At 42.4% G+C, this 14,633-nt stretch carries 13 protein-coding genes and 4 pseudogenes; 9 read left to right on the top strand and 8 right to left on the bottom strand.

The window, feature by feature from the left end:
- The first annotated feature begins 8 nt into the window (after positions 1-8).
- The 3 genes from C3F22_RS16825 to wecB all read left to right on the top strand — a co-directional run bounded on the left by C3F22_RS16825 (position 9) and on the right by wecB (position 2,681).
- The gene (locus C3F22_RS16825) at positions 9-194 is read left to right on the top strand and encodes a transposase (protein ID WP_286739450.1); all 186 of its coding nucleotides are present in this window, start codon (positions 9-11) and stop codon (positions 192-194) included.
- 166 nt (positions 195-360) lie between these two features.
- On the top strand, positions 361-1,533 hold the full coding sequence (locus tag C3F22_RS16820; RefSeq protein ID WP_104427059.1) for a tetratricopeptide repeat protein: 1,173 nt from the start codon (positions 361-363) through the stop codon (positions 1,531-1,533).
- Positions 1,534-1,535: 2 nt separating this feature from the next.
- Positions 1,536-2,681 carry a non-hydrolyzing UDP-N-acetylglucosamine 2-epimerase gene (wecB, locus tag C3F22_RS16815; protein ID WP_104427058.1) on the top strand — a complete coding sequence of 382 codons (1,146 nt, stop codon included), beginning with the start codon at positions 1,536-1,538 and terminating at the stop codon, positions 2,679-2,681.
- Here wecB and C3F22_RS16810 read toward each other — a convergent pair.
- The 5 genes from C3F22_RS16810 to C3F22_RS16790 are packed head-to-tail and all read right to left on the bottom strand — an operon-like array spanning position 2,678 to position 8,268.
- Entirely contained in the window at positions 2,678-3,553 is an 876-nt protein-coding gene (locus C3F22_RS16810) for a hypothetical protein (RefSeq protein WP_004812102.1), read from the bottom strand. The genes wecB and C3F22_RS16810 overlap by 4 nt on opposite strands.
- Positions 3,553-5,373 carry a hypothetical protein gene (locus C3F22_RS16805; RefSeq protein ID WP_004812104.1) on the bottom strand — a complete coding sequence of 607 codons (1,821 nt, stop codon included), beginning with the start codon at positions 5,371-5,373 and terminating at the stop codon, positions 3,553-3,555. The genes C3F22_RS16810 and C3F22_RS16805 overlap by 1 nt, the downstream gene beginning before the upstream one ends.
- Positions 5,370-6,623 carry a glycosyltransferase family 2 protein gene (locus C3F22_RS16800; protein WP_004812106.1) on the bottom strand — a complete coding sequence of 418 codons (1,254 nt, stop codon included), beginning with the start codon at positions 6,621-6,623 and terminating at the stop codon, positions 5,370-5,372. The genes C3F22_RS16805 and C3F22_RS16800 overlap by 4 nt, the downstream gene beginning before the upstream one ends.
- Entirely contained in the window at positions 6,620-7,513 is an 894-nt protein-coding gene (locus tag C3F22_RS16795) for a hypothetical protein (protein ID WP_004812108.1), read from the bottom strand. The genes C3F22_RS16800 and C3F22_RS16795 overlap by 4 nt, the downstream gene beginning before the upstream one ends.
- Positions 7,510-8,268, bottom strand: coding sequence for a hypothetical protein (locus tag C3F22_RS16790; RefSeq protein ID WP_004812110.1), 759 nt, complete (start codon positions 8,266-8,268; stop codon positions 7,510-7,512). Before C3F22_RS16790 ends, C3F22_RS16795 begins: the two co-directional genes overlap by 4 nt.
- A 565-nt stretch (positions 8,269-8,833) precedes the next feature.
- Here C3F22_RS16790 and C3F22_RS16785 point away from each other — a divergent pair.
- From C3F22_RS16785 to C3F22_RS16775, 3 genes and pseudogenes are all read left to right on the top strand, one after another.
- Positions 8,834-9,559: a hypothetical protein gene (locus C3F22_RS16785; RefSeq protein WP_004812113.1), complete on the top strand. Its 726-nt coding sequence runs from the start codon at positions 8,834-8,836 to the stop codon at positions 9,557-9,559.
- 73 nt (positions 9,560-9,632) lie between these two features.
- A complete protein-coding gene (gene bioA / locus C3F22_RS16780; protein ID WP_104427081.1) occupies positions 9,633-10,910 on the top strand; it encodes an adenosylmethionine--8-amino-7-oxononanoate transaminase in 1,278 nt (425 codons plus the stop codon).
- Positions 10,907-11,251, top strand: a pseudogene (locus C3F22_RS16775) (8-amino-7-oxononanoate synthase); the annotation flags it as partial. The gene bioA and the pseudogene C3F22_RS16775, both read left to right, overlap by 4 nt.
- A 28-nt stretch (positions 11,252-11,279) precedes the next feature.
- Here the strand turns inward: C3F22_RS16775 and C3F22_RS16770 are convergent.
- Positions 11,280-11,981 carry an IS1-like element ISPa14 family transposase gene (locus C3F22_RS16770; RefSeq protein ID WP_001223318.1) on the bottom strand — a complete coding sequence of 234 codons (702 nt, stop codon included), beginning with the start codon at positions 11,979-11,981 and terminating at the stop codon, positions 11,280-11,282.
- 27 nt (positions 11,982-12,008) lie between these two features.
- Between C3F22_RS16770 and C3F22_RS16760 the strand changes: the two are divergent.
- From C3F22_RS16760 to bioD, 3 genes and pseudogenes are all read left to right on the top strand, one after another.
- A pseudogene (locus C3F22_RS16760) lies at positions 12,009-12,872 on the top strand (8-amino-7-oxononanoate synthase); the annotation flags it as partial.
- The gene (gene bioC, locus C3F22_RS16755) at positions 12,869-13,624 is read left to right on the top strand and encodes a malonyl-ACP O-methyltransferase BioC (RefSeq protein ID WP_004812119.1); all 756 of its coding nucleotides are present in this window, start codon (positions 12,869-12,871) and stop codon (positions 13,622-13,624) included. The pseudogene C3F22_RS16760 and the gene bioC, both read left to right, overlap by 4 nt.
- Positions 13,621-14,274 (top strand): dethiobiotin synthase, encoded by a 654-nt coding sequence (bioD, locus tag C3F22_RS16750; RefSeq protein WP_004780106.1) that lies wholly within the window; start codon positions 13,621-13,623, stop codon positions 14,272-14,274. Before bioC ends, bioD begins: the two co-directional genes overlap by 4 nt.
- On the opposite strand, the pseudogene C3F22_RS16745 reads toward bioD, so the two are convergent.
- Together C3F22_RS16745 and C3F22_RS16740 are read right to left on the bottom strand one after the other, a co-directional pair.
- Positions 14,252-14,497 (bottom strand): annotated as a pseudogene (locus C3F22_RS16745) (ATP-binding protein); the annotation flags it as partial. The gene bioD and the pseudogene C3F22_RS16745 sit on opposite strands and share 23 nt — an antisense overlap.
- Positions 14,487-14,609: pseudogene (locus tag C3F22_RS16740) on the bottom strand (ion transporter); the annotation flags it as partial. The pseudogenes C3F22_RS16745 and C3F22_RS16740, both read right to left, overlap by 11 nt.
- Positions 14,610-14,633: the final 24 nt, after the last annotated feature.

The following is a 14,633-nucleotide window of genomic DNA, read 5'->3' as shown; positions in this document are numbered from 1 at the left end:
AAAGCCAATTGGATCCTGAATTGAAAATCTATAATCAGGAAATCAATAAAAGAAGAATCGGAATTGAGCATGTATTTGGCAGCCTGAAAACCTTCAAAATCCTTGCTGAGCGTTATCGAAATAGAGGTAAAAGGCTTGGTTTGAGATTCAATTTAATCGCTGGAATCTACAACTTGGAACTGAGCAAAAAATGATTTATGAAAGAGGTCTAATAGTTACAGCAAATCTCTCTAGCTCTTATACATATTGTATTTTTTTATAAAAATAATAGAGAGTTTGGTAACTTAATTTCATCCGCTCCAAGCTTAAAATAAATTGCTGTTATAGTGTGAACTATAATATTCTAATTCATGCATTAAAATGAAAAGATTACCTACTATTTCAAGTATTTGCCTATTTCTCTTGAGTATTTCCATTCAAGCAGAAACCTTTCCTGAAACTTATATATTATGGGAACAATATTACCAAGTTGAGCAAAAGGATCTCGAACAGGCAACACAACTTTTACAGCAGATTAGCCAGAAATCACCGCGAGATCCAAAGGTCTGGAAAACTTGGACATATCTGGAAATGCGCAAAAATAATAATCCCGAAGCTTTAATTTATATTGATCGAACTCTTGAATTAACGCCAGATGATGAACAATTGTTGTTGCAAAAAGCCTATCTGTTGAATGCTGCTCAGCGTAATCCCGAAGCTTTAGAAATATTTAAAAAACTGCAAAGTTCCTCAAATCCTGAGACTGCAGCAAAAGCCCAACAGGCCGTACTTAATTTAAATGGAACAACAAGTGGTCAGACTAAAAATACCTTTGCCGATATCTATTTTTCTCCTTCTTTTGAAGGACGTTATGACACGGCCATCTTACCCTTGAAGCTCCGTTATGGACGTTATTGGGGAGAAGAAAACCGTGGCCAGATTTATGGCTTTGCCAGCATTAACAGGGATACCCAATCTACCGGCGGTGCACGACCTGAGATTATTGACCAGAATGCAGCCATTGTCGGTGTTGGAACAAATTACCGTCCTTGGGAATGGCCGCTCTATCTATATCTGGAACTCGGCGGAAGTTATGATCTAATCGATTTAAACCGAGACAAATTCAGAGAAAGTATTAATTTTGGTTTGACCGGTTATCGGGAATGGTATTGGCATGATTCCGAAACTAGTCATAGTCCGGTTACCCAGAAAACTCAGTATTTTGCCGAACTGTATGGCAATGCAGCGAGCTATTCACGTGAGGATTATAATGTAATTGGCGACCTGCGCCTGCGTACCGGTTGGAACTTTAACCGGGATCAACTAGGCAATATCCAGACTTATCTGAAGTTACATACGATTAATGATTCCAATAACGAATTTTATAATAACCTGGCAGAGTTGGGGCCGGGTATAGCCTGGCAACCTGCAGACTTCCCGGTCAAGCTACGTATTGAACAGATGTATGGCAAATATGTAAATGGGGCACCTGAGTCTGGAAAAAGAACTTTTGATAATACCCGAGTGGAACTGACTTATTACTGGAGCTTTTAACCATGCCGATTGATCTTTCTTTTATTTTTGGTACCCGCCCTGAGCTGATTAAATTAGCACCAGTCATCTTAAAAGCCCAGCAAGATTCACGATTTAGAGTCAATGTGGTATTTACCGGTCAGCATCTGGAATTGGTACAGGATGCGATCGAGTTTTTCCAAATCAAGATTGATCATCATCTGCAAATCATGCAACCCGGCAAAAGTCTAAATATTCTATTAAGCAAGGCATTGACCGAACTGGATCAAGTATATCGTGACATGCCGAAATGTGATGTAATTGTAGTGCAAGGGGATACCACCACTGTACTTGCAGGTGCTCTGGTGGCCTTTAACCTGAATATTCATCTGGCGCATGTTGAAGCCGGATTACGCTCTTTTGATCTGATGCATCCATTTCCGGAAGAAGGAAACCGGCAACTGGTTTCCCGCTTGGCTCACTGGCATTTCGCACCGACCCGACGTTCTGCAGAAAACTTGCGTCAGGAAAATATTCCAGACCCGCAGATTTTTATTACCGGTAATACCGTGGTTGATGCTATTTATCATGCCCGTGATTTAATGCAATCTTCTTCTCAGCAGTCTCAGCAAAGGTTAGAGCGAATGGGGCTGAAATTAAGTGAACAAGATAAACTGGTCTTGCTGACCGCACATCGACGGGAAAATTTTGGTGAAGGTATTCAAAATATCTGTGCCGCCATCCATGCACTATGTCGCCGTTATCCAGAGCTGCATTTTGCCTGGCCTGTGCATCTCAATCCGCAGGTATATGAAATTGCCTATCGCGAGTTTCTGGATCATCCGCAGGTACATTTGTTAAAACCTCTGGATTATCCGGACTTACTGGCTGTTTTAGGTGCAGCCTATTTTATTATGACCGATTCAGGCGGTATTCAGGAAGAAAGCCCCACCTATCAAAAACCGGTGCTCATACTGCGGGATGTAACTGAACGTCCGGAAGTGGTTGAAGCAGGTTGTGGAATACTAGTCGGTACTAATCAGGCCAAAATCGTACAAGAGTTTTCTCGTCTCATGGATGATTCAGCCTATTATCGACAACATGCAGAAGTCGAAAATCCATTTGGTGATGGTCATGCTTCGGAACGTATTTTGGAACAGATGCTGCAAGATTTAATAGTCAGAGCTTAGTAATTGATTTTCATCCACAAATAAAGCCAGAGCACACTGGCTTTATTTAAATAATGTGGACCGTCAAAAATATAGACACGCTCTCCAGCATAAGCTTTTAACTGTTTTGCAATTTCCCAAGGATAAGCTGCACGGAAGCCGCCTCCCGGTTTAGGCCGGAAAGCTTCGAGAATAATCACAACTCTTTTGTCCCCAACCTGATGTTTAAGATTTTGATAAATCACCGCCGCTTCTTCGGGGCTGCGCGTGCCCACACCGACGCCATCCTGAAAAAAGACTTGAGCATTATCAGGTAACCAGCTTTCAAGCCAATAATGTAAAAACCGTGATTTGCGGTCTGCACTATAAATGCTGATCCAGACTGGTCGCTGGAATTCGGCAACATAACGTGCCAGATTGGCAACTCCATGCCAGCTTGGATCAGCTTCTACAGGAAAATAATAAGCAGCAGGCTGAACTGGAAGAGACGTTTCAATAATCTGTTGGGATTGTAAAAAGAGTTGGTCAATATTTTCACGTGCCACAGGTTCCTGAAAAATGCCTGCCAGACCTAAGATAACCTGCTTGGACCAGGGTTGTTCGGCAATCGTATTCCAGTCCGGCTGATGTTGCCATTGGGCTCCGGGGATTTCTTTAAAAAAGGAGCGTCCGTCTACAATACTCCATTGAGTGACTAAGGTATCGATGCCTAATAAGTGCCAGTTACCGGAGGCGTGACTCATCTGGTCAACCTGCCAGAAAATACCCTCAATTTTAGGCGCTGTTACCGCTTTAGCATCTGCACGTGCCATAAAAAACGCAGAGCCAGTAAAAGCCAAGGCAGGAAGTGCCAGTAACACCAGTAAGCCTAAAATCAGGTATTTTTTCATCATTATTCTTCTTTGGTTTTTTGTGCCTTACGGGTTCTGCGCCAGAACAGCAGCCCTATAATAAGTGCAGCAACAATCACTAGAATAATAGCAATAGTTCGCATGGAAATCTGTTCAATTATCGGGGTTTCTGCTTTTTCTATAGCGGTTTGACTAAGTACGGTAATTTGCCCTTGGGCAGAAATAAACAAGGCCGCAGTATTGTTCGGGATTTTCTGCTGGATTTGCGGCCAGAAGCGGGTAAAATTTTCTACCCCGAGGTTGTTGTCGCTATAAATCCAGAAATTTCCGTTTCTGACGGTGATCAAACTACCATTTGCCGTAGTAGGTAAGTAAAGAATCTGGCTGTATTTTTGCAATTCGGATTGATAACGCTGGGCATTCAGCAGGATATTAATGGTTTTAGGTGTACTTGGATTCAGCTGGGTGATATTCAGACCAATTGGATCATTACTGAGCAGCATGTTCTTGGCAACTTGAGCCAGGCTGATCGCGATGGGGGTGGCTACAGGCGTATTCATGGCAATTTCAGGAGTCTTGTCAAAAACTGTAGACAGGCTGATGACTCCCTGTTTCATCTGGTAAGGCAGACTAAGCTTGGATTTTTTAGCATCAATCCATAAGGCATTACCCGCATTAGGTAGACAATTATTGCTATTTAACTGGTTATTACTCACCGTCATGTTAAAGCTGTTGGTATAGGGATAATCTGCACCTACAAATTCAAACTGCCGCTCAACCGGGCTGGAATCCAGTTTTGCCAGACTGGTACTACCTGCGAGTACTTCATTGAGCCAAACCTGTAAGGTCGAGCCTTGTAAGAGTCCGCTTTGCGAACGGAAATTAAGCTGACCCTTTAAAATATCCGTAGCCTCCCAAACAGCAGGAAAGACCAGTGAAATATTTTTGGGAGTATTGTCTAGTTTGAAATCGGAAATGCCCAGATCAGCCAAGCTTTCAAAACGGCGTACACTGGCCCAGTTTGGTCGTGCGACAGGGCCATTTAAACTCGCTGTTGCAGTATTTAGTTGTGCCAGATATTGCTGATTGAGCAGGGCATTGACGGCCATCAATAATTGGGATTCTGAAGAGTATTCAATCGTGAGACTTGGTATCTGGTTGACCTGATTTAGACTCATCCTGGCTGCGGGTAATTTTGCGGCCGAACGCTGAATATTGATCATGAAATCAGGTGCTGATTCAGGAGTGGTATTTAGCCGCCATTGCACAGGTGTCGCAAAATTCCAGGCAGTTGCCAGCCTACTCATCATGGTGGCTTCCAGGAAATTTGCCGTATTAAAACCTAGCAGTGCCTGTACTGGTTCTGGTCGGTTCAATTGACTATTGAACAGGACATCCGGGAGTTGATTCAGCTGCATGCTGTTACGCTGCGATTGATAACTCAGATTTGGTTGAGTCAAGGTAGTCTGTAAATTGCTTGATTCAAGACAAATATTGGCAGTACTTTGTCCAGGTCCTGGTTTTTGTAAAATACTGATATCCAGCCGATGAAAACCGCTATCGGCAGGGGGGAGGCTAAAATTTAATGTGCCTTTACCACTCAAATTTTGTTGATGAATCAGCTGATTGTCATACCGGACAATCACCGTACTGCTACCCTGTACATTGAACTGACTGCTGAACTGGACATCCTGCCAGCTTTCACCTTTTCCAACATAAAAAAAGTAAGGCGTAGTTTGCTCTACATGCCGCGCAACTACATCATCAAGCTTCCAGATGGCCGCATAGAGAGGTGCACTAGACAATGCCAAGATAAGTGAAGACATTAATCTCAAAGGAGCTGTTTTTATGTGCATGATCATTTTTTTTCCTTCTTTCGTTCTGTCTTGTACCAGGTAATTCCTTCACCTTTGATTTTGCCTTTTAACATGTCCCAGGCAGCTTTAAAGACAATCAGGAGAAAGATTTGTGAATAGGTGAAATAGGCAATAAAGGCATAGAAGTAAAATCGTTTAGGCACTTCTTTTTCCAGACTGAGGGTGAACCAGATCTGGACCAGATAAAGAATAAACGCCAAAATGAAGAGTAAGGTAAATGGGCCGGGAATCGTGGTGCCATCAATACCGAGTAGGCCAACCACCAGCGTCATATGACTTAAGAACAGGGCTGGCACAAAAATGATGTAACACATAATATTATTGCCGATCTCCATTCCGATTGGAAAAGGATGCCGGAGCGCTGTTCTTAAATATTTACGGGTTACATAAAAGTTACCTTGAGTCCAACGCGAGCGTTGTTTGATAAAAATATTCAGGTCGCCCGGATCCTGTTGCCAGCCTACGGCATAAGGCACCCATTTAATCCGTTTATGTCCTAGAAAAATCCGGTAACTCATTTCGGTATCATCGACTAAGGATTTTTCGTCAAATCCCCCTAGAATATCGAGTGCATCTCGCCAGATCACATAATTGGTTCCCATTAGGGTGGAAAGACGGAAACGCAGCCAGCGTCCACCCTGAAAAATCCACTGAAAATAGATAAACTCGATAGCGATAAAGGTACTAAGGGGGCTGTCTTTCCAGTTGCGGGTACGGACTTTGCCATTCACTGCGACCAGACTAGAATCTGCCAGCAAGGTCTGGGCAATCAGCCGTACACAATCCGGCTCTGGCGTACTGTCCGCATCATAAACCGCAATCAATTCTCCGCGGGCGTGTTTGAGTCCGTTATTCAAAGTTCTGGATTTACCTTTACCACCTTGACCTTTAGGCACATTGATGACCCGAATGACTGGAAATTCGGCTGCTATACGATCGGCAATTTCCTGGGTATTGTCTTTGGAGGCATCATTAATTAGTAGTACTTCATAACTTTCAGCCGGATAATCCTGTGCAGCTAGAGAGCGTAAGGTATCTTCAATCACAAGTGCTTCGTTATATGCCGGCACCAGCACACTCAGCATGGGCCAACGTTCAGGTATTGGTAAATTGGTCAGTTCCTGACTGGCACGAATCGAATAGCGCCAGGCAGAAAAGCTGAGCCAGGCCCAAAAGGCCTGTGGAATCCAGATCCCGATAAAGCCGGTAATAAACAGAATATCGATCATGCTCATGATTTTTTGAACCTCCGCCATAACATGGTGATCAGGAGGATGAGCATTAAGATAACGATCACAACAACGGATGCCCAGGAAGTTGAGGTACCCCAGAAGCTTAATAAATTAGGGTAATGGGTCGAGAGCACCAGGTGTAATGGCAAGATGACGATTCCTGCTGAGAGCAAAACATAGCCGAGTGGATTGGTATGCACCCGGTTCAGTTGGCTGTCAAAGCGTGTATTTAAAAAGGTCCAGGAAATTCCCAATTCAGGATAAGCAATTTCATTTTCGGCAAGTGGCCCCTGAGGATTCAGGATAATTCCGGTACCATTGAAAGCAGTTTGTGGGTAGGCGGTGTAAAATTGTTGCTGACCAGATTGAATTAAACGGGCGGGTAAAGGCAGTTGTCCTGGATTGGCCTGAACAATGTAAAGTCCCGCAGGTAAAGTTTTGAGATTCGGATTCCAGCCATCCTGTATATAGGCAGCCATGGGACGTAGACCTGCACTGGTGGCGAGGGTCGCAAGTCCGCGAAAACGCTTTGGTTCGATACTGCTTAGATCAAGAATCGGGATAGCACCTTCCGAAACCTCCTGTTTGATCTGAAAGTAGATTGATGGTTTCATGAAATTTTCAGGAATGATTAAACCCGGTTTAATACCCTGATTTTTCATGGTTTGATAAGTTTCGTACTGTAGTTGATCCAAGCTAAATACCGGCCATAACTTCCTAGGAGCTGGGAAATAGGCTGGAATTTGCTTAATATCTGAGGAATCTTGCTGCTGAACCGGATCGGCTGTTTTAAGCTCACATTGATAATATTGTTGATAATAAGAACTCAGTACCGGGTCAGGCAGTGTATTGACTGAAACGACCAGACCGCAGACATGCAAAAAATGACTCATAGGCGTTCCTCCAAGGAGGGTCGGCCCTGATGATGGGGTAAATGAGTAATCTCTGTTTTAATCAGTTCAATCTGTTTGATTTTTTCAATCAGTTGTTTGGAAATAGTAGATTCTCGATCGGCAATCATAATTACGCGCAAGACCGAGAGCCGGCTATCAGTAAAGGAAAAATGAGGAACTTCGAACTTACTTTCCAGCACATGGATAATTTTTTGTTGTAACAGTTTTAGTTCATCCACCTGCAACATATCTCTTAATAAATTGTGGTTGGTAATTTCTATATAAATTTCATCATATTGAGGAATCAGATTCAGATTTAACATATCCTGAACTTGAGTTTGGGTATAGAAATAAGTACTGATAGGTAATGTTTTATGGGTCAGGTTTTTACGATAAGTATCTAGTAAATTGTCGGTTTGCCTGTTGGTCGACATCATTTCATAGTAAATACTGAGTAGAAGTGGCGCTAAAGGTAGAATAAAAAGCTGCAAGAAGCGAGTATTGATATCCATGCTATCAGCCTGGACATTAAATAAAATATAAATAAAAAGAGTAATAAAAATGACAATACTCAGTACAACGGACTGAACTACATTTAAAAAGCGTCCCAGTAGAATAAAGCCAATTAAAAGAATCCAGCTTCCGACCAGTTCTGTACGTACCCATTCATAGCCAATTAGTCCTATAAATATAACTATGACCATGGGCAAAAAAGTAATAGTTTGATTTGTCCTTACTAACCAATTTTTTTCCATTAAAATAATTATTTAAAGTAATAATTTAGGATGTTAATGAAATAATTACATGAATAATGTATGAAAAATATATATTTGTTTTTCAGAGTTTAAAGTAATAATATTTTTTGTATAGAAAGAATAAAAATTATTTTTAATATAAAGCATTATGATTAATTTCATATGCCATTATTATTTATTCAAGTATAGAGATTTATTCTTGAGATTAAAGACATAACCGTATGTCATAAGTCGTAAGATACAACATGATGTGTGATTGTCTTATATATGAATATGGCTTAAATGTTCTGGTCATGATGTGAATATTCTTACTATCCCGTTTTTCAGCCTGAGATAGCAGTTTTTTCTTGTAGCTATCGGCTAACTTGCCGAATTGTGAATAAAGAGGGCATGGCCTAGGTCGCTTTATTCGTACAAAGATCTAGGCGTTGGGTTATTAGCGTTAAGACAGGCACTTTTTTCTTTTTTGGTTAAAAGTATTTTCATGCTTTTTTGAAAAGCAATAATTTTTAGCCGAGAAATTTTATGGCTTGAAGGCCTAATGTATTTTCACAGGGAATAGCAGATGAATATATTATTGATTGCAGGCTGGGGACTGGGGACAACCGTCCTGAAAGAATTTTCTGAAAAACTCAGGACAGATCATACAGTAGCAATCTCTGATATTTTTGACCCCTTTGATGCGGTGACCCTGCAGGAAAAGATAAAGCTCGCACAAGATTATGATGTGCTCATAGGCTGGTCTTTAGGAGGACAATTGGCCATATATTTGGCGAATGAAATCTTTCAGCAGACACGAGTAGCAAAGCCTGTCATTGCCTGTATGTCCAATCCTTGTTTTGTTGCCAATAAAGATTGGCAACAAGCAATGCCTGAAACTGATTTTGAACAGTTTCTCCAGGCCGCCCGACTAGACATGTTAACGACATTGAAACGTTTTTGTCATCTCGTCTGTATGGGAGCGAAGGATGCACGGCAACGGGTAAAATATTTACAATCCAAACTGTCTTTAATTGATTTAAATCATCAAGAAAAGCATCTTTATCTTTTAAAGCAATTAGACTTGGTAGAGATATTAAAAACCTGTTCAACGAAGATACTGTTTATATTTTCAAATCAAGATTCACTAGTTCCTTGCCAAGTTTCCATAGAACCTGTCTTTTATCAACAAAGTTTAATCAAAGTCAAAGAAATCGAGGCCGCACATGATGCAATCCTGTTCGATACAGAATTGGTGCTAACACCTATTCTGGATTTTCTGGATGATTTATCAGTTGCTTCAGCAAGATAGAGAGTTCAGTCATTTGCATTTTCAACTGAGCAGGCTAAGATCGATATTTCCACAATTTTTCAGGATGAATTTTGTGTTTGACGCTTTTGATCAAGAGCATATTTGGCATCCTTATACCTCAATGACTACCCCCTTGCCATGTTATCCGGTCGCTAGCGCCAGCGGTGCCCAGATCTATCTGGAAGATGGCAGGGCGCTGATTGATGGGATGTCCTCCTGGTGGTGTACGATTCATGGCTACAGTCATCCTGAGCTGAATCAGGCCGCCATTGAGCAGCTGAATAAGATGTCACACGTGATGTTTGGCGGATTGACCCATCAGCCTGCCATTGAACTTGCGAAAATCCTGCTGGAGATTACGGCATCTGAGCTTGATAAAGTCTTTTTTGCTGATTCCGGTTCTGTTGCTGTAGAAGTTGCCTTGAAAATGGCGGTGCAATATTGGCATGCCCAAGGTCAACCGGAAAAAAGTAATTTTGTCACGACACGTTCGGGCTACCATGGTGATACATGGAACGCGATGTCAGTTTGCGATCCCGTCACGGGTATGCATCAAATCTTCGGTTCAAGCCTGCCTAATCGATATTTTGTTCCTGCACCTGAAAGTCGCTTCAATGGCGAATGGCAGGAGCAGGATATCCAGCCACTGAAACAGTTACTGGCAGAAAAGCATGAGCAGATTGCAGCCATGATTATTGAGCCGATTGTTCAGGGTGCGGGAGGGATGCGTTTTTATCATCCTGAATACTTACGCCAAGCCAAAGCTTTGTGTAAGCAATACGATATACTCCTGATTCTGGATGAGATTGCGACAGGTTTTGGACGCACTGGTAAGCTATTTGCCTATGAGCATGCCGATATCATCCCTGACATACTTTGTTTAGGTAAAGCCCTGACCGGTGGCTATATGACATTGTCTGCTACGCTCACCACTAGGCAGGTTGCAGAGACCATTTCTCGGGGGGAAGCGGGTGTTTTTATGCACGGCCCGACCTTTATGGCCAATCCGTTGGCGTGTGCAGTTGCAGTAAAAAGTATCCAGCTTTTACTGGCACAGGACTGGCAAGCCAATATTCAGCATATTGAACAGCAATTAAGTACTTTGTATGTTTTAGATGGGCATCCTGTAGTCAAAGATGTGCGGGTGCTTGGGGCAATTGGAGTGGTTGAGCTGCATCAGGCAGTGAATCTGGCTGAATTCCAGGCAGAATGTGTTCGTCGTGGTGTATGGATTCGTCCATTTGGCAGACTGGTGTATGTCATGCCACCTTTTATTATTTCTACAGCCGAATTGCAGACATTGCTGGAACATATGATCGCTATGATTCAGCACCTGGAGCTTGCAGCATGAATCACCTCGAACATTTTGCACAGCAACTTGATGTATTAAAGCAACAAGGGCAATACCGCGAGTTTAAATCCAACATTACCAGTGCTGCCCATTTTGAACTCAACGGCAAAAACATGTTGAATCTGGCATCGAATGATTATCTGGGTCTTGCCAGCCAAATGGATTTACGGGAAGCATTTTTTGATATGACTCCTGTTTCTGAACGGCAGATGAGTGCCAGCTCCTCCCGATTGCTGACTGGAAATTTTCCCGCTTATGAACAGCTTGAACATAACATGTCGCAAGCCTTTGGCCGTGTGGTACTGCTGTTTAATAGCGGCTATCATATGAATATCGGGATTTGGTGGTGTTTCAAAAAGTATGCTGACATTAAATGAAGCCATTATTGATGTAAAAAAAGGTTAAGTCGAAAGCTTTAAAATGGTTTTCAATCTTTTTTGAAAAATTACAACTCCTTCTAAAACCGCGCCTAATTCGATGCCTTATTTTGCAATTATTACCTTCAATACCTACAGTAAAAAATTTACCAATACTTTGCTTGCAGTTTTTAAAAGCAGTGATGAAACTGTCCCAATGATCACTTGCAATTCGGGTGTAGTGAATACCTAATTGTTTAAGCTTTGTCTTCAATCGTTGAACTGTAGCTAAGTCTCTTTTACCCCAAACATAAGCAACAATCTCACCTGTTTCTCGATGGTAGGCGTAAATAAGCCATTGTTTATTATTTTTATTTCCCACGAAAGTCCAAAACTCATCAACTTCAAGAGACTCATAATGACTTTGTTTAGGCTGAATTTGGTAGGTCGATTCGGTTAAAGTACGTAAAACTTTACCGATACTGATTCGCTCAACTTCAGCGATATCTCGTATACCACTACCTCTGACCATCAACTGTAATATTTTTCGAGTAATGCCTGAATTACATCCTAGATAGCTCAGAGCATGGTCACCAATAAACTGACGTTTACAGTCTTTGCACTGATAGTTTTGTTTCCCATCTACTTTGATGCCATTTTTCTTTATACTGTCACTGAGGCAGGTTGGACATTTGATTTCTAGAGTTATTCGCATTTCTCTATTTTATCAAAATTCAACCTGCTTTGTTTCAGCATACTTTTTGAAACACCACCCGGGATTTTACCTGCGCTTGCAGACAGTAAAACCCAAATCATTGCTGATAAACTGGTTCATGCCAGTATGATTGATGGTATCCGTTTATCTAAAGCGAATTATGTGCGATATCGGCATAATGATTTAGATCACTTGGCACAACTTTTATTGAAATATCATTCAGATGAGTCGATTGAACGTATCATTGTCGTCACAGAATCCATTTTTAGTATGGATGGGGATGAAACCGATTTAACTGCTTTGGTGGCGCTAAAAAAACAGCATCCTAAAGTCATGCTGTATGTTGATGAAGCGCATGCGGTAGGCGTACGCGGTTTACGTGGACTGGGCTGTGCCGAGCAATACAATGTGATAGGGGATATCGACTTCCTGGTAGGTACCTTTGGTAAAGCGCTTGCTTCGGTTGGTGGCTATTTGGTCTGCGAACCGATAATCCAGGAATATTTGATTAATTCAATGCGCCCGCTCATTTTCAGTACGGCCCAACCTCCCATCTGTATGGCTTGGACAAATTTTATCTTTCAGCATCAACAGGGCTTACAGGCAGAACGTCAATCGTTAACTGCATTATCACAATACAGTCAGCAGGCAGTAAAAAATCTGGGTTATGACTGTCCGTCAAGTTCCCAGATTATTCCGGTCATTATTGGAGATACGCATCAGACCGTAGCTTCAGCAGCCTATTTGCAAGATCATGGTTTTTATGTATTGCCTGTACGTCCACCCACTGTTCCCAAAAACTCGTCACGACTGCGGATATGTTTGCATCACGGAATAAAGAATCAGGAAATTCAGCACTGTTTTAGTGTACTGGAGCAGTATCAGCCATGAACAACACACTGGTTGCACAACGATTTGCTCAGGCTCAGCACAGTTATGATCAGCATGCCGTAGCACAGCACCATGTCGCTCAACATTTACTTCATTTAATGCAACAGTATATTCCCCAACCACATATGCAACGTGCGCTAGAAATTGGTTGTGGTTCAGGTCTGTTTAGCCATGCTTTTTTACAGCATTATGAGGTTGATCAGTTGTTTTTAAATGATCTTTATCCTGAAGTGAAACAGCATTTTCCTGAAACTGAGCAATTCATCTGGGGTATAGGCGATATCGAACAGTTGCCATTACCGCAGTCTTTAGACTTGGTGGTGTCCTGTTCAGCCTTGCAGTGGATTCAGGAGCTACCAGCCTTAATCCGAAAAGTGGCCAATGCCTTGAACCCATCAGGATACTTCTGTTTTGCCAGTTATGCAGAAGACAATTTAAAAGAAATTAAAGCATTAACAGGACAGGGTCTGGATTATTTACCACTGGAAACTGTAGCAAATATCTTGCAGGCACAGGGCTTTGAACTGCTGATGGCAAATGAAGAACGGATCCAACTCAACTTTGCCCAGCCTAGAGATGTGTTAAAACACATGAAATCTACCGGTGTGCAGGCAACGGCTCAGGGTTTTCGTTGGAGCAAAAGCTCACTTGCGCAGTTCGAGCACCATTATGCTCAATTCCAGATCCCGGAAACAGAGGGTTATCCTTTGACTTACCATCCCATTTACCTGATTGCACGGAAGGCTCTATGAGTTTGAAAATCTATTTTGTCAGCGGCATTGATACCGCTATTGGTAAGACCTATGCCACCGGTTTTTTAGCCAGAAGCTGGAATGAACAGGGGATTCGAACCATTACCCAAAAGCTGATTCAAACTGGCAATGTGGATGTTTCAGAAGATATTGAGCAGCACAGGATGATCATGGGGTGTGGACTGCTGCCTGAAGATCATGACAAGCTGACCATGCCAGAAATTTTTAGCTATCCAGCCTCACCGCATCTGGCATCTGAACTGGATCGGCGTTCAATCGATTTCGAAAAAATTCAGCAGGCAGCCACTATACTGGCCGAGCGTTATGACCGGGTTTTGCTTGAAGGGGCAGGCGGATTAATGGTGCCGCTGACCCGGGACATGCTGACAATCGATTATATTGCAGCGCACGATTATCCTGTCATTCTGGTAACTTCAGGCCGTCTGGGCAGTATTAATCATACTTTACTGAGCCTGGAGCTACTCAAACAGCGTAAAGTCACACTTCATGCTGTGGCATTTAACCATACTGATGACCATCAGGACCAAACGATTGCGATGGATACTATTCAATATTTAAAGGAGTATCTGCCCCAGTATTTTCCAACAGCCGTATGGCTGGATATTCCTAAGCTTGCAGGTCACGCTTAGACACGCCGCACTTGATTTCAATGCGAAGCCCATAGGGCCGTCGGGCATTAAAAGAGAGCAGATAACCATATTGTTTTAACAGGTTAGCGGTTAATGTCAGCCCCAGACCATGGCCGTGCTGCTGAGCAGATTTGCGCCAGAAGCGTTGTCCTAAATGTTGGATATCCTCGGCTGTAAGTTGTTGTTCATTATCTTTAATCACTAGGCAACCAGGATGCAGGGATGGAGCTAAAGACTTCCGGTTGCGCCTTGTTTTCAACCCCATATGCGCCAGCCGCCGCGAAAATGATCATGATCAGCAGGATAAAAATAACCGCCTGAAATGAGCCATTTTGCGCTATCTACCAAAAGGCAGACTG

It is taken from the genome of Acinetobacter sp. ACNIH1, assembly GCF_002934695.1.
Lineage (GTDB): Bacteria > Pseudomonadota > Gammaproteobacteria > Pseudomonadales > Moraxellaceae > Acinetobacter > Acinetobacter variabilis.
Note: the sequence above shows the minus strand (reverse complement) of the source record. Positions and strands in the feature narration are given on the sequence as shown.